The organism is Neisseria perflava, from assembly GCF_002863305.2.
GTDB classification, from domain to species: Bacteria; Pseudomonadota; Gammaproteobacteria; order Burkholderiales; family Neisseriaceae; genus Neisseria; species Neisseria perflava_A.
In genome coordinates this window covers 133,808-153,899 of record NZ_CP136962.1, presented here as the reverse complement: position 1 = coordinate 153,899, position 20,092 = coordinate 133,808, and the positions used below count along the sequence as shown (strand labels likewise).

General features: G+C 47.6%; 19 protein-coding genes and 1 tRNA gene. 7 read left to right on the top strand and 13 right to left on the bottom strand.

What is annotated here, in order from left to right; genetic code table 11:
• The first annotated feature begins 30 nt into the window (after positions 1–30).
• From CYJ98_RS00675 to CYJ98_RS00665, 3 genes are all read left to right on the top strand, one after another.
• Positions 31–363, top strand: a complete 333-nt coding sequence (locus tag CYJ98_RS00675; RefSeq protein ID WP_049331146.1) for a hypothetical protein — start codon at positions 31–33, stop codon at positions 361–363.
• Positions 364–974: 611 nt separating this feature from the next.
• Positions 975–1,220, top strand: coding sequence for a DUF1289 domain-containing protein (locus CYJ98_RS00670; protein WP_101755901.1), 246 nt, complete (start codon positions 975–977; stop codon positions 1,218–1,220).
• Between the two features lie 38 nt (positions 1,221–1,258).
• Positions 1,259–2,245 (top strand): TraB/GumN family protein, encoded by a 987-nt coding sequence (locus CYJ98_RS00665; RefSeq protein WP_101755900.1) that lies wholly within the window; start codon positions 1,259–1,261, stop codon positions 2,243–2,245.
• Between the two features lie 99 nt (positions 2,246–2,344).
• Here CYJ98_RS00665 and argF read toward each other — a convergent pair whose 3' ends face one another.
• The 7 genes from argF to CYJ98_RS00630 all read right to left on the bottom strand — a co-directional run bounded on the left by argF (position 2,345) and on the right by CYJ98_RS00630 (position 8,123).
• Positions 2,345–3,340, bottom strand: coding sequence for an ornithine carbamoyltransferase (gene argF / locus CYJ98_RS00660; protein WP_101755899.1), 996 nt, complete (start codon positions 3,338–3,340; stop codon positions 2,345–2,347).
• 134 nt (positions 3,341–3,474) lie between these two features.
• A complete protein-coding gene (locus tag CYJ98_RS00655) occupies positions 3,475–4,230 on the bottom strand; it encodes a methylated-DNA--[protein]-cysteine S-methyltransferase (protein ID WP_101755898.1) in 756 nt (251 codons plus the stop codon).
• 98 nt (positions 4,231–4,328) lie between these two features.
• Entirely contained in the window at positions 4,329–5,462 is a 1,134-nt protein-coding gene (dapE, locus tag CYJ98_RS00650; protein WP_101755897.1) for a succinyl-diaminopimelate desuccinylase, read from the bottom strand.
• A gap of 112 nt (positions 5,463–5,574) precedes the next feature.
• Positions 5,575–6,195: a glucose-6-phosphate 1-dehydrogenase family protein gene (locus CYJ98_RS00645; protein WP_101755896.1), complete on the bottom strand. Its 621-nt coding sequence runs from the start codon at positions 6,193–6,195 to the stop codon at positions 5,575–5,577.
• A gap of 34 nt (positions 6,196–6,229) precedes the next feature.
• Complete coding sequence (locus CYJ98_RS00640) at positions 6,230–6,739, bottom strand: hemerythrin domain-containing protein (RefSeq protein WP_101755895.1); 510 nt, start codon at positions 6,737–6,739, stop codon at positions 6,230–6,232.
• 92 nt (positions 6,740–6,831) lie between these two features.
• Entirely contained in the window at positions 6,832–7,410 is a 579-nt protein-coding gene (azu, locus tag CYJ98_RS00635; protein WP_003748712.1) for an azurin, read from the bottom strand.
• 290 nt (positions 7,411–7,700) lie between these two features.
• The gene (locus tag CYJ98_RS00630) at positions 7,701–8,123 is read right to left on the bottom strand and encodes a DciA family protein (protein WP_101755894.1); all 423 of its coding nucleotides are present in this window, start codon (positions 8,121–8,123) and stop codon (positions 7,701–7,703) included.
• Between the two features lie 153 nt (positions 8,124–8,276).
• Between CYJ98_RS00630 and secA the strand changes: the two genes are divergently transcribed.
• The 3 genes from secA (at position 8,277) to CYJ98_RS00615 (ending at position 12,818) form a co-directional block, all read left to right on the top strand.
• Positions 8,277–11,030 (top strand): preprotein translocase subunit SecA, encoded by a 2,754-nt coding sequence (secA, locus tag CYJ98_RS00625; protein ID WP_101755893.1) that lies wholly within the window; start codon positions 8,277–8,279, stop codon positions 11,028–11,030.
• Positions 11,031–11,162: 132 nt separating this feature from the next.
• A complete protein-coding gene (gene aroC, locus CYJ98_RS00620) occupies positions 11,163–12,263 on the top strand; it encodes a chorismate synthase (protein WP_101755892.1) in 1,101 nt (366 codons plus the stop codon).
• A 117-nt stretch (positions 12,264–12,380) separates the two neighbouring features.
• Positions 12,381–12,818: a ProQ/FINO family protein gene (locus CYJ98_RS00615; protein WP_101755891.1), complete on the top strand. Its 438-nt coding sequence runs from the start codon at positions 12,381–12,383 to the stop codon at positions 12,816–12,818.
• A gap of 342 nt (positions 12,819–13,160) precedes the next feature.
• Here the strand turns inward: CYJ98_RS00615 and CYJ98_RS00610 are convergent, their stop codons facing one another.
• On the bottom strand, positions 13,161–14,735 hold the full coding sequence (locus tag CYJ98_RS00610; RefSeq protein ID WP_101755890.1) for an inorganic phosphate transporter: 1,575 nt from the start codon (positions 14,733–14,735) through the stop codon (positions 13,161–13,163).
• Positions 14,736–14,888: 153 nt separating this feature from the next.
• Here CYJ98_RS00610 and CYJ98_RS00605 point away from each other — a divergent pair, with 153 nt between their 5' ends.
• Positions 14,889–15,992 carry an anhydro-N-acetylmuramic acid kinase gene (locus CYJ98_RS00605; protein WP_101755889.1) on the top strand — a complete coding sequence of 368 codons (1,104 nt, stop codon included), beginning with the start codon at positions 14,889–14,891 and terminating at the stop codon, positions 15,990–15,992.
• Positions 15,993–16,055: 63 nt separating this feature from the next.
• On the opposite strand, the gene CYJ98_RS00600 is transcribed toward CYJ98_RS00605, so the two are convergent.
• From CYJ98_RS00600 to CYJ98_RS00580, 5 genes are all read right to left on the bottom strand, one after another.
• Entirely contained in the window at positions 16,056–17,615 is a 1,560-nt protein-coding gene (locus CYJ98_RS00600; RefSeq protein WP_101755888.1) for a TerC family protein, read from the bottom strand.
• Positions 17,616–17,875: 260 nt separating this feature from the next.
• Positions 17,876–18,667, bottom strand: a complete 792-nt coding sequence (locus tag CYJ98_RS00595; protein WP_101755887.1) for a fimb protein — start codon at positions 18,665–18,667, stop codon at positions 17,876–17,878.
• A 206-nt stretch (positions 18,668–18,873) separates the two neighbouring features.
• Positions 18,874–18,949, bottom strand: a tRNA-Asn gene (locus CYJ98_RS00590).
• Positions 18,950–19,050: 101 nt separating this feature from the next.
• Positions 19,051–19,410 (bottom strand): roadblock/LC7 domain-containing protein, encoded by a 360-nt coding sequence (locus CYJ98_RS00585; RefSeq protein ID WP_003679682.1) that lies wholly within the window; start codon positions 19,408–19,410, stop codon positions 19,051–19,053.
• A 39-nt stretch (positions 19,411–19,449) separates the two neighbouring features.
• Positions 19,450–20,091, bottom strand: coding sequence for a hypothetical protein (locus CYJ98_RS00580; RefSeq protein WP_003679679.1), 642 nt, complete (start codon positions 20,089–20,091; stop codon positions 19,450–19,452).
• Position 20,092: the final 1 nt, after the last annotated feature.

The window sequence follows — 20,092 nt, the reverse complement described above, 5'->3', positions numbered from 1 at the left end:
TCAAAGTTAATTTGTATAGGCGCGTATCCTATGGTTACCGAACAGCAAAACGATATCCTCAGCATCAATCAAGTACAGCTTCTCCTTGCTGAAAAACGCACGGCACTTGCTATCATGCGTACAGGTATTGCCGTTTTCGCACTCCCTTTGTCTATTTTCAGTGCGCTGATTGCGACATCGAAATGGTACGAGGCCGTTGATGTTTGGCCTTTGCTCGTACTGGTCAGTCTGATGAACATCAGCTTGATTATTTTCTCGGTCTATCTGATTACCCGCTCGCTCCGTAGAATGCACCAATATGACCGGCTGATTGCCGATATCAAATACAACAATCAGTCTTTGCGCAAACTGATTAAGTCATAAAATGCAGATAGTTGGGGCTACACATAGGTCGTCTGAAAATCAAAAAATAGCAGAACTCCAAATATGTATTAAAACATGATTCTGCCAAACATACCGTAATTGTTCTTGGAGATGTTACTAAACACTTTGCTCCCCCATTTGAATCGATACGATACCATTGCAGTACAAGATATAAAATGAATAACAAATATAAAGAATGGATAAAAATCTTACTCCTCCCTCATTTAATAACAGCCATTTTCTTAGGGCCGGCAATAATTGTTTTTTGGTCAGGTGGATTTGTCGGTCTCTATTCTGTTATAAACGTGTTCAGTGAATTAGGTTTGCTTAAATATTATATTTATATTGGAATTCCTTTAATTTTTATAATGTTCTTACTTGGGTTTTATTGGAAAAATCTGACGATAGGGAAGATACTGACTTCTTCTGCGATATATTTATGGTTTCTCTTAGGTTTTTTATGCCTAGGTTGGCAGATATAAACTTATTGAAATGATCAACTCAATTGGATATTAGGAACCCTGCTGGATACACCGATCGTGTTTAGATAAATACGAATGCAGTCTGCAATTTTGGTTTGTCCGGTCTCTTGTCTCAAACACTTTTAAAATATGGAACAACCTGATTTTTTCCCCATCCCCAGTCCCTGTATAGGTGTCTGCGAAGCCAATGCCAAAGGTTATTGCAAAGGCTGCCTGCGCAGCCGGGAAGAGCGCTTGTACTGGCTCCAGATGACCGACAGCCAAAAGCATCAAGTCATGCACCTTCTATCCCTCAGGAAAGCCAAAATCCGCAACCGCAAAACAGAAAAGCCCGACACGGGCGAACATCCGGTTCAAAACCTGCTCGATTTCTAAATTGCCCTTGCCTACCGCACACCACAATAAGGAAAAACATGAAAAAACTGCTTGCCTGCCTACTTGTGCCATTGACCGCCCTCGCCTTGGGTGCCTGCAAACCCTCCGCAACTTCATCCGACAACAAACCTGCCGAACTCAACTGGCAACAGCCTAAACTGACCAGCAATGTTTGGAAAATCAGCAAAGAAGGCCAACCAGACTCCTATCTGCTCGGCACCATCCACATGGGGCAAACCAATCAAACCTTGTCTCCCGATGCCCTCAAACTATTGCAATCCACCGACCAACTGACCACAGAAGTTGACGCATTGCCGGACAGCAGTCCGGAAACAAAAAGAATGTATCAAAAATACTTCAAAGAAGTCATGAGTACCGAACCGCTTAGCCGCAAGCTTGGCAAAACAGATTTCCGTCTTTTACAAGAAATCTATTCAAAAAATGAAGAAAGCCGACCCATTGCCCAAATTGCCGACAAACTCCATCCGTGGGCGGCATTAGTCTTTGTCGGCAGTTCATTTCCCCAAGGATATAGCGCAGAAACCGGTGCAGATATGTTGCTGACCAACGCAGCAGTCAATATCAACAAACCGCGTGGTTCATTAGAAAGCTTGGACGAAGTTTCCGCAATCTTCAAAGCACAGCCTGAAGAGACCATGCTCAACTTTCTGAAAGCCAGCATTAAAACCAATAAAGAAGAAACCGAAGATATCAAAAAACTCCATCAAGCCTATTCAGACGGCCGCTTTGAAGAACTCATTCCACTTTTGGAAGAAACCGAACAGCGCACCCTCAAACTTGTTGATACCAAGTACGCCAAAGCCATGTCCGATTGGCTGAAAAACGACCTCCTGATCCGCCGCAACCAGGCATGGCTGCCTGAAATCCGCAAGCAATCCGCCAAACAAAGCACCCTCTTTGCTGTCGGCATTGCCCATTTACCCAGCGAAAAAGGCTTAATCGAACTATTGCGCCAAGAAGGCTATCAAGTAACGCCCGAACCCAAAGTCCTGATTTGGCAATAAACCCCAATCAAACAACAAGGCCGTCTGAAAATCTTTCTTTCAGACGGCCTTTATTTAATCTCTATTAAATGAAGCAGTAAGCAGTGTTGAGCGCAAAACTCAATCGCCCAATGCCGCTACCATCACCGCTTTAATCGTATGCATCCGGTTTTCTGCCTGATCAAACACAATACTGGCTTCGCTTTCAAAGACTTCTTCCGTTACTTCCACACCATTCAGGCCGAATGTCTCATAAATCCATTCGCCGACTTTGGTTTCGCGATTATGGAAAGCAGGCAGGCAATGCATAAACTTGACTTGCGGATTTTCCGCCGCCGCCATCAATTCAGGCGTAACGCGGTAATTTTTCAGCAAATCGATACGTTCCTGCCAAGCCTCTTTAGGTTCGCCCATGCTGACCCACACATCGGTATGGATAAAATCCACGCCTTTCACGGCTTCCTGAGCATTCTCCGTCAACAGAATCCGTCCGCCGGTCTCTTTGGCAACAGCCTGCACCGTCTCGATAATGTTTTCAGACGGCCACAGGCTTTTCGGTGCACCAATACGCACGTCCATGCCCAGTTTTGCAGCCAACACCAGCAACGAATTGGCCATGTTGTAACGCGCATCACCGACGTAGGCAAACGCAATTTGGTTCAAAGGTTTGTTGCTATGCTCACGCATCGTCAGCGCATCAGCTAGCATTTGAGTCGGGTGGAACTCGTTGGTCAAACCATTGAATACAGGTACGCCTGCATACTTGGCCAGCTCTTCCACCACATCCTGTCCAAAGCCGCGATATTCGATACCGTCAAACATCCGCCCCAAAACACGCGCCGTATCCTTAATGCTTTCCTTATGCCCGATTTGGCTGGCAGACGGCTCCAGATAAGTTACCCCTGCACCTTGATCACGTGCGGCCACTTCAAACGCGCAACGGGTGCGGGTTGATGTTTTCTCGAAAATCAGAGCAATGTTTTTCCCCTTCATCCGCTGCACTTCGCGCCCTGCTTTTTTAGCAGCCTTCAATTCGGCTGCAAGGTCGAGATAGGTGGTAATTTCTTCCGGCGTAAAATCCAAAAGTTTTAAAAAATGGCGGTTTTTCAGGCTCATGTCTTATTTCTCTTTTTCTAGCGTGGGCATTGCCCAACATTTTTCTCCATGCAGATTTTTCCGGGTTTCCCCGACCTTCTGCTACTCAATTTTTCAGCGTGCGAAGCCTGCCCCTAATGCAGCCTCTTATCCTCTCAAAACAAGGCCGTCTGAACCTCGCCTCGCTCCAAGGCAAGCAACGATTGTTTGCGGTTCAAACCGCCTGCGTAGCCGGTCAGCTTACCGTCGCTACCGATAACGCGGTGGCAGGGAATCAAGATAGACACCTTGTTCTGCCCGTTTGCAGCGGCAACGGCACGAATGGCTTTAGGATTACCCAACTGTTGCGCCTGCTCCTTGTAGCTGCGCGTTTCGCCGTAAGGAATGGTCAGCAGTGCATTCCATACCTGCTGCTGAAAGGCTGTACCTATCGTTTCCAAAGGTGTCGCAAAAACTTTCAGACGGCCTTGGAAGTATAAATCCAATTCTTGGCGTAAAAGTTGCGTTTGCTCATTTTCTTGAAAAATAAACTGCCCGCGTAAAGCTTTTTGGACAGCCATGATTTCCTGTTCCATATGTTTCTGCCCGACAAATTCCAGCAAACACAAACCCCTGCTGCCGAACACCGCCAGCATCTCGCCCAAAGGCGTGACAATGGCGGCAGCGGTCAGTTCGTTCGGACTGTCGGGATAAATCGCTTCCAACAGACGGATGGCTCGGCGGATACGGACATATTCTTCGGGCGTGCAGCCGATACGGTCGATAAAATCCTGCTCGAACTGCTTGGCTTCGTGTTCCGTCAAACATTCATACATCAGGGTTTCGAGGTCGGTGGGAAAATCGGTTTCCAGTCGCTCGCGGATTTCATTCCACTTTAATGGAAGCTCGTTTAAAGAAGGCAGAGTAATCATATTTTGCCTTGTTCAATTATCGATAACTTAAGAGAAAACCGAAAGAGCAAAAGAATCGTATCGCCCTATCGTTTTTCAAAGCCTACGGTACGGCCTTTTCACTTCAACAGGCGTTTCAATATACCTTCATACACCGCCGACAACTTCGGAATATCGTCCAGCCGCACGTTTTCATTGATTTGGTGGATGGTCGCGTTAGACGGGCCTAACTCGATGAGTTCTTTGGCAATGGCTTTGATGAAGCGTCCGTCCGAAGTGCCGCCGGTGGTGGACAATTCGGCCTCAACACCACAAATCTCGGCAATGGCTTCGCGTGCCACGTCGGTCAGTTTTCCTGCCTGAGTTAAAAACGGCTGACCTGAGCAAGACCACTGCAAATCGTATTGCACGCCGTGCTTGTCCAAAATGGCGTGGACGCGTTGTTTCAGCTCTTCTTCGGTGGACTCGGTAGAGAAACGGAAATTGAATTTGACGTTCAGCTCGCCCGGAATGACGTTGGTCGCGCCTGTGCCGCCGTTGATATTGGAAATCTGGAAACTGGTCGGCGGGAAGTATTCGTTGCCTTCGTCCCAGACTTCCTGCGTTAACTCTAACAAGGCCGGTGCAAAAGTATGGACGGGATTGATTGCCAAATGCGGATAGGCAATATGGCCTTGCTTGCCTTTGACAGTCAGATTGCCCGACAGCGAGCCGCGCCGGCCGTTTTTAATCATATCGCCCAATTTGTCCACGGCGGTCGGTTCGCCGACGATGCAGTAGTCGATAAGCTCGTCGCGCGCTTTCAACACATCGACGACTTTGGTCGTGCCGTCCAGCGCGTCGCCCTCTTCGTCGGAAGTAATCAGAAGCACAATGCTGCCTTGATGATCGGGATATTCGGCAACGAAGCGTTCGCAGGCGGTAACGAAACAGGCGATGCTGGTTTTCATATCCGCCGCGCCGCGCCCGTATAATCTTCCGTTGCGCTCGGTCGGCTCGAACGGGGGCGAATCCCATTTTTCAACAGGGCCTGTCGGTACAACGTCGGTATGCCCTGCAAAACAGACGACGGGGGCTTTCGTGCCGCGTCGAAACCAGATGTTTTTGGTGTCGCCGAAATGGAGTTCTTCAGCCGCAAAACCGATTTTGTGCAGGCGTTCGGCAAGCAGTTTTTGGCAATCCCGGTCGTCGGGGGTAACGGATGGGCGGGAAATCAGCTCTTTGGCAAGCTCTAGGGATTGAGTTTCGGTCATATTTGTTCACTTTGAGAAACAGACCGTCTGAAACGTTCTGAATATAATTTTCAGACGGCCTTGAGTTTATTTGAAGATACTGAATAGGCAGTCTGCCTTTCGGTATTCTGAGTTATTTTCCATGGCAAGCTTCATAAAGCGGCAGTAATTCTTCCACTGTTTCCGCTATCCATTTCGCAACATCCTGCTTGCCCAAATCATCGCGTTCGATGTGCTTCCCGATACAGAAGAAATCTTTGTCGTCTCGAAGCTTTCTATCGCCGTCGCTTTGTTGGGCGACGGTGCGGTAGTCGTCATATTCGCTTTCCGCACCGTGCCACATATCGAATGAAGCGTATTTTTCAGTGTCAAAATTATCCAGCCAGCGGTTGTAATCAGGCAGCGCAATGGGGGAGACATCGGCTTTATAGCAATGCCAGTCCAAGCTGACGCTCAAACGGCGGCGGTTGAGCAAAATCGATAAAATCGCTGCGGAATTTTTATATTGTTCGTATTTAAAATAGGCAAAAAAATGAGCGCGTACCTGCCAGCCGTTACACCAGCGTTCGATATGCGGCGGCGCAAACGGTGCACCCAATTCGGCGGCAACCTGCTGGATTAGCTGCTGCCATACCTGCCAGTTTTCTTTATAGTCTGCCTTGATTTGCGGAATGCTTTCAGGCTGGTATTTTTTAAGCTGGGAAAACTGGAAAAAAGGGATATTGAACAAATCGCAACTTTTTGGGGTCAGCATAGTGTATTCCTTAAGACGATTGTTTCAGACAACCTTATTTGCGGCGACGTGCGGCCATAATTTCACCGATTTCGGTCAGTTTTTCTTTGGGGATAAAGGTTTTGCCCATATCAAACAGCGGCTCTTCAATCGCCAGATGAACATCATATCCCGCGACAAAGCGTTTGAACGTTTCCGCATCGGGGACATAGGCGTTGTCCGCTTCAAGCTTGGCAAATTCAGCCGCTACGCCGTCCCAGTTGTTGTGCAGACTGATATGTTGGCGCAAAAGCTCGTCAACGCTTTCTTGAGCTTGCGGCGCATATTGCAATAGAAGCGGGAAGAAATTTTCCTCTTCGTCTTCATGGTGCAACGGCGCGGCAACATTAAAATATTGGGCAATCTGGCGGATGGTTTGCAAAACGATTTGATTGCAGCCGTTTTCGGCAATATAGTCCGACAACATGGCAACCTGGCTGCAGAAACGGCGCACTTTGCCATGACAGGCGTACAGCATTTCAATGGGTTCGGCAAAAGTAACGCTTTTGGTTTCAAACGGATTCATGGTTTTGAGGTTTTATTCTTAAATTAATGTTTCCAGATTATAACAAAACAGCCTGCGCAAGGCAGGCTGTCTGTTTTTAAGCTTAATGCGGATTAGTCAACCAAAGTAACTTTACCATTCATCAAAGCACCGTGACCTGGGAAGGTACAAGCGAATTTGTATTCGCCGCCAGCCAATTTAGCAGGATCCAGAGTCAGGGAAGCTTCTTCGCCGCCGCCAACCAGTTTGGTGTGGGCAACAACGCGTGCGTCGTCAGGTTTAACGTAGTCAGTTGCAGCAGCACCGGCACCGTCTTTGAAAATACCGTCCATGTCTTCGGCTTTACCGATGACGATGTTGTGACCCATGCTTTCTTTAGGTTGGGTACCAGTGTGTTTCAAAGTGATGGTGAATTCTTTACAAGCTTTGCTTACTTGGATTTCTTTAGTGTTGAACTGCATAGCGTCGTTGGCTTCAACAGTAGTTGCGCAGTTGCCGGCAGCAGGAGCGGCGGCAGCATCGGCTGGAGCAGCTTCAGAGGCAGGAGCGGCATCGGCAGGTGCAGTAGTTTCTGCAGGAGCAGCTTCAGAAGCAGCGGAAGCAGCAGGTGCTTCAGCAGGTTTTGCAGCTTCTTGAGAGCATGCAGCCAAGCCGATAACGGCAGCGGAAATCAGAGCCAGATAAGCTTTCATTGATGTATCTCCTAATGATGAGAGTCTTGTTAAGTTCTATTAATAGAACCCGCGCGAATATATTAACAAAGGCAAATGCCAAACTTAAACTTATTCACGCAGAGCGATAAGAAATTCAGGCGTTATTTTGCTACAAACTTCACACGAAATCAAAGTTTCAGGCCAAGTTTACATCAGTTTACCTAAAAGAAAACAGTTACTGTTTAGGTCGTATTTCTTTAGTATTAGATGCTATCGGTCAAATGAAATAAGTTTTAACATTTATTAACCATAATCTCATTCGGCATAATTTAGCGGCTGTGCTTGCGTACCAATTCTGCCAATGCCGCTGCCAATTCGGGATGCTTACCTTCCAATTTGGCCGCAGCCGCATCGAAGCTGTCCAAAGCAGCCTCGCTCAATCGCAAGCTGTTGGTTTTCGGCTGAGGAGGAGGTTTGGGGACCACCCTGACCACCACTTCCCGTATTCCGTCATGCAATGCTTGCAACTTGGGCAACATGGCAGGCAGGATCATTTTCAAACGCGAAGCAGCCATATTGTTGGCAGCCAGCAAAACCAGTCTTCCGTCTTCAATACAGGCCGTCTGAAAATGCGGATGCAGGTTGGCCGGCAAAACCGTTTTGATTTTTGCATCCAATTTCCGCCATTGTTGCGATTGTTGCAACAAGCCCGCCAGTAAATGATCGCGCTTGCCTAATTGTGCTAAATCCATAGTTTCAGACGGCCTCTCAGTAAATTAACCAAACAATTACAATTGAAATACAGCAAAACCGCCTTTATTTCAAACAGCATTACCGCGTTATACAAGCGCTTGTGTTAAAATCCCAATTTCGCCCACTATTATATCAAGGCGCAGGAATTATTCATGCTGACAAACATTGCTAAGAAAATCTTCGGCAGCCGCAACGACCGCCTGCTGAAACAATATCGTAAATCCGTTGCTAAAATCAATGCACTCGAAGAACAGATGAAAGCGTTGAGCGACGCAGATTTACAGGCCAAAACCGCCGAATTCAAACAACGCCTCGCTGACGGACAAACGCTAGATGATATTTTGGTTGAAGCCTTTGCCGTCTGCCGCGAGGCATCCCGCCGCGTATTGGGCATGCGCCACTTCGATGTACAACTGATCGGCGGTATGGTCCTGCACAACGGCAAAATCGCCGAAATGCGTACCGGTGAAGGTAAAACATTGGTGGCCACCCTTGCCGTTTACCTGAATGCATTATCAGGAAAAGGTGTACACGTCGTTACCGTCAATGACTACCTCGCCTCCCGTGACGCAGGCATTATGGAGCCGTTGTACAATTTCTTAGGCTTGAGCGTCGGCGTGATTATAGCCGATTTGCAACCTTTCGAACGCCAAACCGCTTACGGTGCCGACATTACTTACGGCACCAACAACGAATTCGGTTTCGACTACCTGCGCGACAATATGGTTACCGACCAATACGACAAAGTTCAGCGCGAATTGAACTTTGCCGTTGTCGACGAAGTGGACTCTATTCTGATCGACGAAGCGCGTACGCCGCTGATTATTTCCGGCCAGGCAGATGACAACATCCAGCTCTACCGCGTAATGGATGCCGTTCCGGCCCACCTTATCCGCCAAGAAACCGAAGAAGGCGAAGGCGATTACTGGGTGGACGAAAAAGCACACCAAGTTATTCTGAGTGAAGCCGGTCACGAACACGCCGAGCAAATCCTGACCCAAATGGGCTTATTGCAGGAAAACGATTCGCTCTACTCTGCCGCCAATATTTCCCTGATGCACCATCTCATGGCGGCATTACGTGCGCACACCCTGTTCCACAAAGACCAACACTACGTCATTCAAGACGGTGAAATCGTGATTGTGGACGAATTCACAGGCCGTCTGATGGCCGGCCGCCGTTGGTCCGAAGGCTTGCACCAAGCCGTTGAAGCCAAAGAAGGCGTAGAAATCAAACGCGAAAACCAAACGCTTGCATCTATTACCTTCCAAAACTACTTCCGCCTGTACAGCAAACTGTCCGGTATGACCGGTACGGCCGACACCGAAGCCTTCGAGTTCCAAAGCATTTACAACCTCGAAACCGTCATCATCCCGACCAACCGTCCTGTCCAACGTAAAGACTTCAACGACCAAATCTTCCGCTCAGCCGAAGAAAAATTTGAAGCTGTTGTCAAAGATATCGCCGAATGCCATAAAAACGGCCAACCGGTTTTGGTCGGTACAACCAGCATCGAAAACTCCGAACTGGTTTCCCGCTTGTTACACGAAGCAGGTCTGCCGCATAACGTTCTGAACGCCAAAGAACACGAGCGCGAGGCATTGATTGTGGCCCAAGCCGGTAAAGTCGGCGCAATTACCGTTGCCACCAACATGGCCGGCCGCGGTACCGATATTGTCTTGGGCGGCAACCTCAAACATCAAATCGAAGCCATCCATGCCGATGAAACCCTGAGCGAACAGCAAAAACAAGCGCAAATTTCTACCCTTGAAAGCGGTTGGCAAGCCGAACACGACCAAGTTGTGGCCGCAGGCGGTTTGCACATTATCGGTACAGAACGCCATGAAAGCCGCCGTATCGACAACCAGTTACGCGGTCGTGCCGGCCGTCAGGGCGACCCCGGCTCCAGCCGTTTCTATCTGTCGTTTGAAGACCCATTGCTACGCCTCTTTGCACTCGACCGTGCCGCCGCCATCCTCAACCGCCTGGCACCTGAGCGCGGCGTTGCCATCGAACACGGCCTGCTAACCCGTCAAATCGAAGGCGCGCAACGTAAAGTCGAAGGCCGCAACTTCGATATGCGTAAACAGGTTTTGGAATACGATGACGTTGCCAATGACCAACGTAAAGTGATTTACCATCAACGTAACGAAATCCTGACGACTAAAGATGTCAGCGATTTGACCCGCGAAATCCGCGCCGACGTTGTCAGCGACTTGGTTGATTACCACATCCCGCCTGACAGCATGGAAGAACAATGGGACATTCCGGCACTGGAGCACCAACTTGCCGCCGATTTCCGCCTGCATGTCGATATTAAAGGCTGGCTGAAAGAAGACAGCACTTTGGACAACCAAGACATTAAAGAACGCCTCATCAAGCGTATCGAAGACGAATATGCCGAAAAAATCGAATTGGTCGGCAAACAGGCTATGTCTGACTTCGAACGCAATGTTATGCTGCAAGTTATCGACAACCAATGGCGCGAGCACCTCGCCGCTATGGACTACTTGCGCCAAGGTATCCATCTGCGCAGCTATGCTCAGAAAAATCCAAAACAGGAATACAAACGCGAAGCTTTCGCCATGTTTGAAAACCTGTGGCGCGGTATCAAACAAAACATTGCCGCTTTGCTGACTGCCGTTCAAATTGAGCGCAACAATGAATACGACCACACTGCCGCACAAAGCGTCAGCGATGTTCAAACCGTCCACTCCGATGCGCCTGATATGGAAGAATTGCTCGGTCAATCGCAAACCGATTTGGTTACCGAAGCGTTCGACCCAGACGGCACAGACTTCAGCCCTGAAGCGCTTGCACAAAACGGCCTGATTGTTCACCGCAACGATCCTTGCCCTTGCGGCAGCGGCCTGAAATACAAACAGTGCCACGGTAAATTGAACTAAGCAGTCATCTCAAAAGGCCGTCTGAACGGTGAAACGAGAATCTTTAATTTCGTTCTCACATCTGTTCAGACGGCCTGAGAATTATCCAAATAAGCAAAAAATTTCCAAACCCAATTTCAAAAGAGTATCCCTATGGCAGGCAATACCTTCGGACAAATCTTTACCGTTACCACTTTCGGCGAAAGCCACGGCGCAGGCTTGGGCTGCATCATTGACGGCTGCCCGCCTGGATTAGAATTGAGCGAAGCGGATATCCAATTTGACCTTGACCGCCGCAAACCCGGCACCAGCCGCCACGTTACCCAACGCCGCGAAGCCGACCAAGTCGAAATCCTCTCCGGTGTATTCGAAGGCAAAACCACCGGTACTCCCATCGCCCTCCTGATCCGCAATACCGACCAACGCAGCAAAGACTATGGCAATATCGCCACCAGCTTCCGCCCCGGACATGCCGATTACACCTACTGGCACAAATACGGTACACGCGACTATCGCGGCGGCGGTAGAAGTTCCGCCCGCGAAACCGCTGCCCGCGTTGCCGCCGGAGCAGTTGCAAAAAAATGGCTGAAAGAAAAATTCGGTACTGAAATTACCGCCTACGTTACCCAAGTCGGCGAAAAAGAAATCCAGTTTGAAGGCTACGAATATATTTCCCAAAATCCTTTTTTTGCAGCAAACCAAAGCCAGATTGAGGACTTGGAAAACTATATGGACAGCGTGCGCAAATCATTGGATTCTGTCGGCGCAAAACTTCATATCGAAGCAGCCAACGTCCCTGTCGGCTTGGGCGAACCGGTTTTTAACCGCCTCGATGCAGAAATTGCCTATGCCATGATGGGCATTAATGCCGTCAAAGGTGTAGAAATCGGCGCAGGTTTTGATAGCATAACGCAGCGCGGCAGCGAGCATGGCGACGAGCTCACGCCTCAAGGCTTCCTGTCCAACCACTCAGGCGGCATCTTGGGCGGCATCAGCACCGGACAAAACATTCATGTGAATATTGCCATCAAACCGACCAGTTCCATCGCCACACCGCGCCACAGCATTGATATAGAGGGCAACCCTGTCGAACTTGCCACACACGGCCGCCACGACCCCTGCGTCGGTTTACGCGCTGCTCCGATTGCAGAAGCCATGCTGGCATTGGTATTGATTGACCACGCCTTACGCCATCGTGCGCAAAATGCCGATGTACAGGTCAATACACCGGACATCGCCAAACTAGGAAAATAACCGTTTATTTCTGAATATTCTCAGAAAAATTTAGCCAAATCACAGTCTTTATACTACAATAGCACCTTATTGCCGTATGACGAAAATACGGATTTATATTAGAGGAATACAACCGCAATGGCACAAGAAACCGCTTTGGGCGCTGCGCTGAAATCTGCCGTCCAAACCATGAGCAAGAAAAAACAGACAGACATGATTGCCGACCACATTTACGGCAAATATGATGTATTCAAACGATTCAAACCGTTGGCCGTCGGTATCGACCAAGACTTGGTTGCCGCCCTGCCCCAATATGACCCTGCACTGATTGCACGCGTACTGGCCAACCACTGCCGCCGTCCGCGCTATCTGAAAGCCTTGGCTCGCGGCGGCAAACGTTTTGACTTGAACAACCGCTTCAAAGGCGAAGTCAGCACAGAAGAACAAACCATCGCCCAACAGCACCCAGCCGTTCAACAGGCATTAGCTGCACAAGCCGAACGCCAAGCCGCTAAAGCCGCCGCTGAAGCAGAAGCGGCTCCTGCTCAAGCTGAGAGCAACGAAGCTGCTGAATAATGTTCAGACGGCCGTAAAGGCTTACACTAAATAGAAAACCCCAATTCAATACGACACTTAAACGTCGATGAATTGGGGCTTTTTTATTGCCTTAACCTGATAGTGGGCTGATTAAAAATAGCTTTGTTTGCCCTAACTAAGCCAAGTTTTGAAACCAAAATCTTTTCTTAAGATATTCCCAATAAGGTATTTCTCTATTACCTTGATTATTCTTGTATCAGTTCAAACATTGAACAGCATGATTTATGCATCGTGAAAACAAATTAAAATTTATCCCTTACAAAATTAAGCAAAGGCCGTTTGAAATATCTTTCAGACGGCCTTTTTAAATCAAATAGTCAGTTAAAATACGGCTTGCAAAACCAAATAGCTGACAACAGACAAAACGGCAGCAGCAGGCAAGGTAATTACCCAAGCAAGGCCGATCGGTTTCATCAATTTCCAGTTGGCATTGCGGTTAACCAAGCCGATACCCAAAACTGCACCCACCAAGATATGGGTACTGGAAACAGGTAAGCCCATAAATGATGCGGCCATCACGACGGCGGCGGCAGAAAGCTCTGCTGAGAAGCCTGACGCAGGGTGCATTTCTGCCAAGCTGGTGCCTACGGTTTTAATCACTTCTTTGCCGACAAACCACAAGCCGACGATCAAAGCGATACCGAAAGTCAACATGGCAATCGGCGGCACGGCGTTTTGAGCGGTAATGCTGTTGGTACGCAACACATCCATAATCGCGGCAAACGGACCAATCGCATTGGCAATATCGTTCGCACCATGGCTGAATGCGAAACCGCAAGCGGTAAATACCTGCATCCATGAGAACATTTGGAAGGTTGATTTATCCAAATCTTTGCGTTTCAAACTTTTGGCGAATACAAACGTACCCATCCAAATAGCCGCACCGATCATGAAAATGGTCAGGAAGCTGTTGACATTGCTCATGCCCAAATGCAGATTTTTCAGACCTTTGAAAATCAACATGGCCGCAATCATCATACCGCCGACAGAAGCAATGAACGGCACCCAAGAATGCAGGGCTTTGTAAGAATCCACTTCGCCCTTACGGCTGTCAAAGCGGTACAGGCCGCGATAATACTCAGACTGCAACTCTTCGGGATCAAAGTCCGGCTCATCATAAATTTGGGCATCGTGCGCCATTTTGGTGGCGTATTCGACTTTTTCAGATTCACTCAAGGCTTCAAAAAACAGGCGATGCTCTTCTTTATAAGCTTTCTTCTCCAACTTGATGCCTTTGAGCGTATTATCGGCCCAAGAGTTGTAGTCCAAAACGTTTTTCTTAATTCGTGAAAACAACAGATAGGAAACGATGCCGCCCAATACCGGAGACAAAATCCAAGACAAGGCAATTTCGCCCAACTTGTCCCATTGAATCAACGCAACAGAATCCACACCGTTCAATGCCGCCATACACAAAGCACTACCGACGATACCGCCGATAATGGCATGCGTCGTCGAGACAGGAAGGCCTTTGTGCGAGGCAAAAAGCAGCCACAATGCCGCAGCCAAAAGCGCAGACATCATAATAAAGACAAATTGCATCGGATCCAGATGCATGCCGTTCAAATCGACAATACCCTTACGGATGGTATCTGTTACCTCGCCACCGGCAATCACTGCGCCGCTGACTTCAAATACTGCCGCAATCAGCAAAGCTTGCGGAATAGTCAATGTGCCGGAGCCGACACTTGTACCGAAAGAGTTGGCAATATCGTTACCACCCACATTAAACGCCATGAAGACGCCGAAAAAGGTAGCAAGGATAAACAGGCCGGAGTGGTTGTAGTGGGTATAACCCAGGCCCCAATAAATAAAATAGCCGACCATGCTCACAAGCATAGCGGCAAAAACCGTATTAATCAGCTTCAAGTTCGCACTCGACTGAGTTTGAGCCATGGAAAGTTTCCTTTTGGAAAACATGTTGAGTCGCGTTATTTTAACCTTTTTGTAATCTTTCTTGCACCAACTATTTACATTAAATGCCGAAATTCCCGTAAAAACGTCAAAAGGCGTTAAAATGCCGTTTTACCTTCTCTTTCTGTAACCGAAATGCAACCCCAATACTATATCGGCATCATGTCCGGAACCAGCATGGACGGTGCCGATGCCGTACTGATTCAAATGCAGGGCAAGCAATGGCAACGAGCCGTTGCCCACAGCTTTCTACCCTATTCAGACGGCCTGCGCCAAGAATTGTTGGCACTACAAGACATAGGCGAAAATGAATTGCACAGAAGCAATATCCTGGCGCAAATACTCAGTCGCCTATACGCCCAAACCGTCCAACAACTATTGGCAGAACAAAACCTGTCGGCTAAAGACATTGCCGCAATCGGCTGTCACGGACAAACCATCCGCCATGCACCTGAACACGGTTACAGCATTCAACTGGTCAACCTCTCGCTTTTAGCCGAACTGACCGGCATTTTCACGGTCGGCGACTTCCGCAGCCGCGACCTTGCCTGCAACGGTCAAGGTGCACCCCTCGTCCCCGCTTTTCACGAAGCGCTATTTCAAGATGCGAATGAAACCCGAGCCGTACTCAACATTGGAGGCATTTCCAATATCAGCATCCTCCCGCCCGACAGCCCTTCTTTCGGCTTCGATACCGGCCCCGGCAATATGCTGATGGATGCATGGATGCAACATATCTGGCAGCAGCCTTACGACAAAAACGGGGAAAAAGCCGCACAAGGCAAAATCCTCCCCGACCTGCTCGCTAACCTGCTCGACCATCCTTACTTCAGCCGCCCTTATCCCAAAAGTACAGGCCGAGAGTTGTTTTCCCTAAGCTGGCTTCAAGGCCGTCTGAAAGGTAATGAAAAGCCGGAAGATGTGATACGTACATTGGTCTTTTATACTGCACAAACCATTTTTGATGCGACCAAACAAGCTGCCCCGGCGATTCATCATCTTTATATCTGTGGTGGCGGCATCCGCAATCCGGTGTTAATGCATGACTTAGAAACCCTGTTTTCTCCCGACACCAAATTGCACAGCACAGCCAAGCTCCATCTTGACCCGCAATGGGTCGAAGCTGCCGCTTTTGCCTGGCTTGCCGCCTGTTGGTGCAATCAAGTTCCAAGCAATCCCCACCATGCAACCGGCGCACATTCACACCGAATCTTAGGCTCGGGACATTACGGCAACTAAAATTGAATCAATAAAAAGGCCGTCTGAACATTTTCAGACGGCCTTTACTATATTAGCTTTTACTTATTCTTCTTCCGGCAAACGATTGATTTTTACACGGGTAATCCGTTGTCCGTCCTTCTCAACCACTTCAAAACGCCAGCCATGGTAATCGATGAAATCGCCCACATCAGGAATACTTTGCAATTCTTCCATGATCAAGCCGGCAACGGTATGGAAGTCCGCGTCTTCCTCTTGAGCAGGCAGATTTAATTGTGAAGCCAATTCCACATACTCCAATGCACCATCCACAGACAGTGTTTCATCCTGACTGGCTGGAGCAGCTTCTTCTTCCTCACGCTCAAACTCTTCGGGAAACTCACCGGCAATGGTTTCCAACAAATCTTTCATGGTTACCATACCCAGCACCGCGCCAAACTCGTCCACCACCAACGCATAATCCGCGCTGCTTTGACGGAACAATTCTATAGCATTCAATGCCGTCGTACTGTCCGGCAAAATCAATGGTTGGCGCAAGGCCGTCTGAATATTGATTTCTCCCGATTCAAGCAGCTGGTTCAGCAAATCTTTTTTACTGATATATCCCAAAGGCTCATCTACACCTGCCTTACCGACAACCAACAAACGGCTATACGGCGTATTTTTCAGCTGCGCATTTTGCTCTTCCCGACTTTGGGAAATATCCAATTTCTCGATTTCCCGACGCGGAATCATCACGCCCATAATCGGACGCTCCGCCAAAGTCAGCACGCTGCGAATCATGGATTTTTCGTTTTCTTCAAAATGCTCGTCATCGCCGCCATTATCGCCTGCTTTTGCCAAAATGCTTTCGCGGATACCCATCATGCCCAACACATTTTCAGCGGTGCGCTTACGCCAAGAAGTGCTGATGTAGTCATTTTTGCGGGCATTCTTTTGCGAAACCTGATTAAACAGTTCGATCAAAATCGAGAAGCCGATCGCCGCATACAAATAGCCTTTCGGAATATGGAAATGGAAGGCTTCCGCAATCAGGCTAAAACCGATCATCAACAAGAAACCCAGACACAACATCACAACGGTCGGATGCTTGTCCACAAAGGCAGTCAACAGTTTGCTGGCGGAAATCATCACCGTCATCGCCACAACAACCGCACCCATTGCCACCACAATATGATCCACCATCGCCACTGCCGTAATAACAGAATCGATAGAGAAAACCGCATCCAAAATCAAGATTTGCGCCACAACGCCCCAAAAAGCAGAATGCTTCTTCTGCCCTTCAGCAACAGCAAATTGATTATGGCCTTCAAGGCGTTCGTGCAGCTCGGTAGTCGCTTTATAAAGCAGGAAAATACCGCCGGCAAACATAATCATGTCTTTGCCGGAAATCTCCAGACCGCCCAACTCAAACAAAGGACGCGTCAGCGTCATGATGTGCGCCATAAAGCCCAGCATGAAAATCCGAATAACAACGGCCAAACCCAAGCCCGTTATCCGCGCCCTATCCCGTTGCGACGGTTTGACCTTGTTTGCCAAAATCGCTACGAAAACAAGGTTATCAATACCTAAAACAACTTCCAAAACCAGAAGCGTGGCAAAGCCTATCCAAGTATGCGGCTCGGCCAACCAACTGAAATCCATAATGATTGCGTTCCTTTAAAATACAAAAAGGCAGCCGTTCCGCTTAAAACGGACAGACTGCCAAAGTTCGGACATAAATAAAGGGAAAGAAGCGATATAACAACTACTCTGCTCTGCGTCTTTCATAAAAAATTTATGCCTCGATCAACAATAATGGCAAACAGTTTATCAGTTTGACGAAAGAAAGGCAAAGTCTGACAGCATATTTTCTTTTAAAAACAGCCTATACCATCACTTACCAGCTTTCAGACGGCCTTTTCTTACTTGATAAAACCATCAATCGGCGCATAACCCAAGAAATCTGCCTGATCATTCAATATCACAATCCATTCTTTACTTCGCGCACTGGTAAACGGCAAGAAATACAACTCTTTCCCATCATTTATCAGCGAAGCCTGTTCCAAAATTGAGTCCTCATTCATACCACGGGCTTTTACCAAAATAAACAACGGTTTCATTGCCTTACGGATTTTCTCACGCTCTTGCTGCGAATCTGGCAACCACCAAGAAGGCCTCATACTCGGTTCAATACCTTTCAAAGACAAATCAAGACTTTGGTTAACCTCATCCAGACTCGTTGCTTCACGCAACCCAACACGGCGCACGCCAAACCAAGATAAATCCTGCAAATCCTTCGGGGCATGGCGCAAATCATCTACATCAATTTCTGCAGCAGTTACCACATTTATCCTATCGGTTTCGAATGCGGTAACCACCGGACGCGCCAAAGATACACTATATAAACCATAAATCAAAGCAGCCAGCTGAATCATGCCGATTAAGGAAAAATCAATAACCCTCTCTTTAAGTTTCTTGCTCGGACTGGCAAGAATCAAAGTCAGCAACGGGCCACAAACAATATCTACTGAAATGACCAGTTTATATAAAGCCAATCCGCTCGTTAGCTCGGCATACGGATAAGGATACCAAACTCCGAATACCAACAAAGCGGCCAATCCTGCCAAAATCAGACTAATCAACAAATGCCATGCCACATTTTTTAATGCAAACCGAAGGCGTGATGAAGAATGTAATGTATGTGCGCTTTCCATAGATAACAATAAGATATTATTTTCTCTATAAATATTATGTACAGCTTAAAAAAATAAATGAGATATTTAAATATATTGGCAGGTCGTCTGAAAATTGGAGCATTAAGTACAACCATCTCACCAAGCATTTCAATATCTGAAAAAGACTAACAAATGAATAATAGATAAAAATAAAAACCACCATACAAGATGGTGGTTTTCAAATCTGGCTCCCCGACCTGGGCTCGAACCAGGGACCTGCGGATTAACAGTCCGTCGCTCTACCGACTGAGCTATCGGGGAATTAAAGATGGAATTGTATAGAAAATATCAGAAGCCTGTCAAGCAACAATCTATATAAAAATAAAAATATTTTTATATTTTTTTAATTTATAAAGAAATTTTTATAATATTTCAGCAATTTGTTTGGCTGCACGTTTCGCATCCAACAAAATCAAGCCCAATTTACCGCTTTCTTTTGCCATCAATGCCAACACTGCATTTTCACCTGCTTGACTCAACAGAATATAGCCATTTTTACCTTTAACCATTACCTGATCCAACTCACCGCAAGCCAACTCATGTACGGAACGATTGCCCAATGCCAAAAGCGTTGCCGACATCGCACCTACACGGTCTGCATTCAAGTGGGAAGGCAGCATGGTTGCGATCGGCAGGCCGTCTGTAGAAATAACTGCAGAAGCAGTGATATCCGCAGAGGTATTGTTCAAATCGCTTAATACAGAGATTAATAGTTGTTGCATAGTCGCTCCATTCTAAAATAAATATCGGTCAGGCAAAAATCAACGGCTGCCGTATCGGTGGTACAGCACTTTAACCAAAGTAACAAAAGCCTCTTTATTTAAGTCAGGCATTCCGCCAATTACCAAAATCAGCTTGGTCATGCCAATATACAGAGGGAAAAAGGTCAATTCACTTTGGCCTGAAGGATCACAAATACCCCATGCGCTATTATTGATATGCAGGTTATTGCGAATCAAAAGACGGTGATTGTCTTCCATTTTGGCCACTTCGCTCGCCAAAAGGCCCAACTCTTCCGCAGCCTCATGATGGAAATTGGCATTGGCAAAATACAAACCGTTTTCATCAGCCAATAAAGCTTTGCCAGAATTAGACAACTGTTCCAACAATGTAGGCAATTGCTCGTCAGTCAAATGGATGTCGTCTGTGCTGATTTCCTCATCACCATACAAAAATTCCAAGCGTTGGAGGCGATACAGTAGGTTCAAAGCGGTATTGATGTCGCTGGTATCCGCCCACGCCAAGATTTTTTCGCTGCTGATGGTTTCAGACGGCTCTGCACGCAACAGACCATACAATAAAGTTCTGCTGGCACTGGGCGTATCACTTGAAACAGCATAATACGCACCCGCCGGTGTAATCTTAGGATATAAATTTGCTTGTAAAGAGAGTGTCGCTTCCATC

Excerpts from the sequence above, each read along its gene's own strand:
- CYJ98_RS00615 (WP_101755891.1), top strand. The coding sequence starts at position 12,381 with ATGGCACAAGAAACCGCTTTGGGCGCTGCGCTGAAATCTGCCGTCCAA.
- CYJ98_RS00640 (WP_101755895.1), bottom strand. The coding sequence starts at position 6,739 with ATGAATCCGTTTGAAACCAAAAGCGTTACTTTTGCCGAACCCATTGAA.
- CYJ98_RS00605 (WP_101755889.1), top strand. The coding sequence starts at position 14,889 with ATGCAACCCCAATACTATATCGGCATCATGTCCGGAACCAGCATGGAC.
- CYJ98_RS00610 (WP_101755890.1), bottom strand. The coding sequence starts at position 14,735 with ATGGCTCAAACTCAGTCGAGTGCGAACTTGAAGCTGATTAATACGGTT.
- CYJ98_RS00630 (WP_101755894.1), bottom strand. The coding sequence starts at position 8,123 with ATGGATTTAGCACAATTAGGCAAGCGCGATCATTTACTGGCGGGCTTG.
- argF (WP_101755899.1), bottom strand. The coding sequence starts at position 3,340 with ATGAGCCTGAAAAACCGCCATTTTTTAAAACTTTTGGATTTTACGCCG.
- secA (WP_101755893.1), top strand. The coding sequence starts at position 8,277 with ATGCTGACAAACATTGCTAAGAAAATCTTCGGCAGCCGCAACGACCGC.
- dapE (WP_101755897.1), bottom strand. The coding sequence starts at position 5,462 with ATGACCGAAACTCAATCCCTAGAGCTTGCCAAAGAGCTGATTTCCCGC.
- CYJ98_RS00585 (WP_003679682.1), bottom strand. The coding sequence starts at position 19,410 with ATGCAACAACTATTAATCTCTGTATTAAGCGATTTGAACAATACCTCT.
- aroC (WP_101755892.1), top strand. The coding sequence starts at position 11,163 with ATGGCAGGCAATACCTTCGGACAAATCTTTACCGTTACCACTTTCGGC.
- azu (WP_003748712.1), bottom strand. The coding sequence starts at position 7,410 with ATGAAAGCTTATCTGGCTCTGATTTCCGCTGCCGTTATCGGCTTGGCT.
- CYJ98_RS00655 (WP_101755898.1), bottom strand. The coding sequence starts at position 4,230 with ATGATTACTCTGCCTTCTTTAAACGAGCTTCCATTAAAGTGGAATGAA.
- CYJ98_RS00675 (WP_049331146.1), top strand. The coding sequence starts at position 31 with ATGGTTACCGAACAGCAAAACGATATCCTCAGCATCAATCAAGTACAG.
- CYJ98_RS00580 (WP_003679679.1), bottom strand. The coding sequence starts at position 20,091 with ATGGAAGCGACACTCTCTTTACAAGCAAATTTATATCCTAAGATTACA.
- CYJ98_RS00600 (WP_101755888.1), bottom strand. The coding sequence starts at position 17,615 with ATGGATTTCAGTTGGTTGGCCGAGCCGCATACTTGGATAGGCTTTGCC.
- CYJ98_RS00595 (WP_101755887.1), bottom strand. The coding sequence starts at position 18,667 with ATGGAAAGCGCACATACATTACATTCTTCATCACGCCTTCGGTTTGCA.
- CYJ98_RS00665 (WP_101755900.1), top strand. The coding sequence starts at position 1,259 with ATGAAAAAACTGCTTGCCTGCCTACTTGTGCCATTGACCGCCCTCGCC.
- CYJ98_RS00645 (WP_101755896.1), bottom strand. The coding sequence starts at position 6,195 with ATGCTGACCCCAAAAAGTTGCGATTTGTTCAATATCCCTTTTTTCCAG.
- CYJ98_RS00670 (WP_101755901.1), top strand. The coding sequence starts at position 975 with ATGGAACAACCTGATTTTTTCCCCATCCCCAGTCCCTGTATAGGTGTC.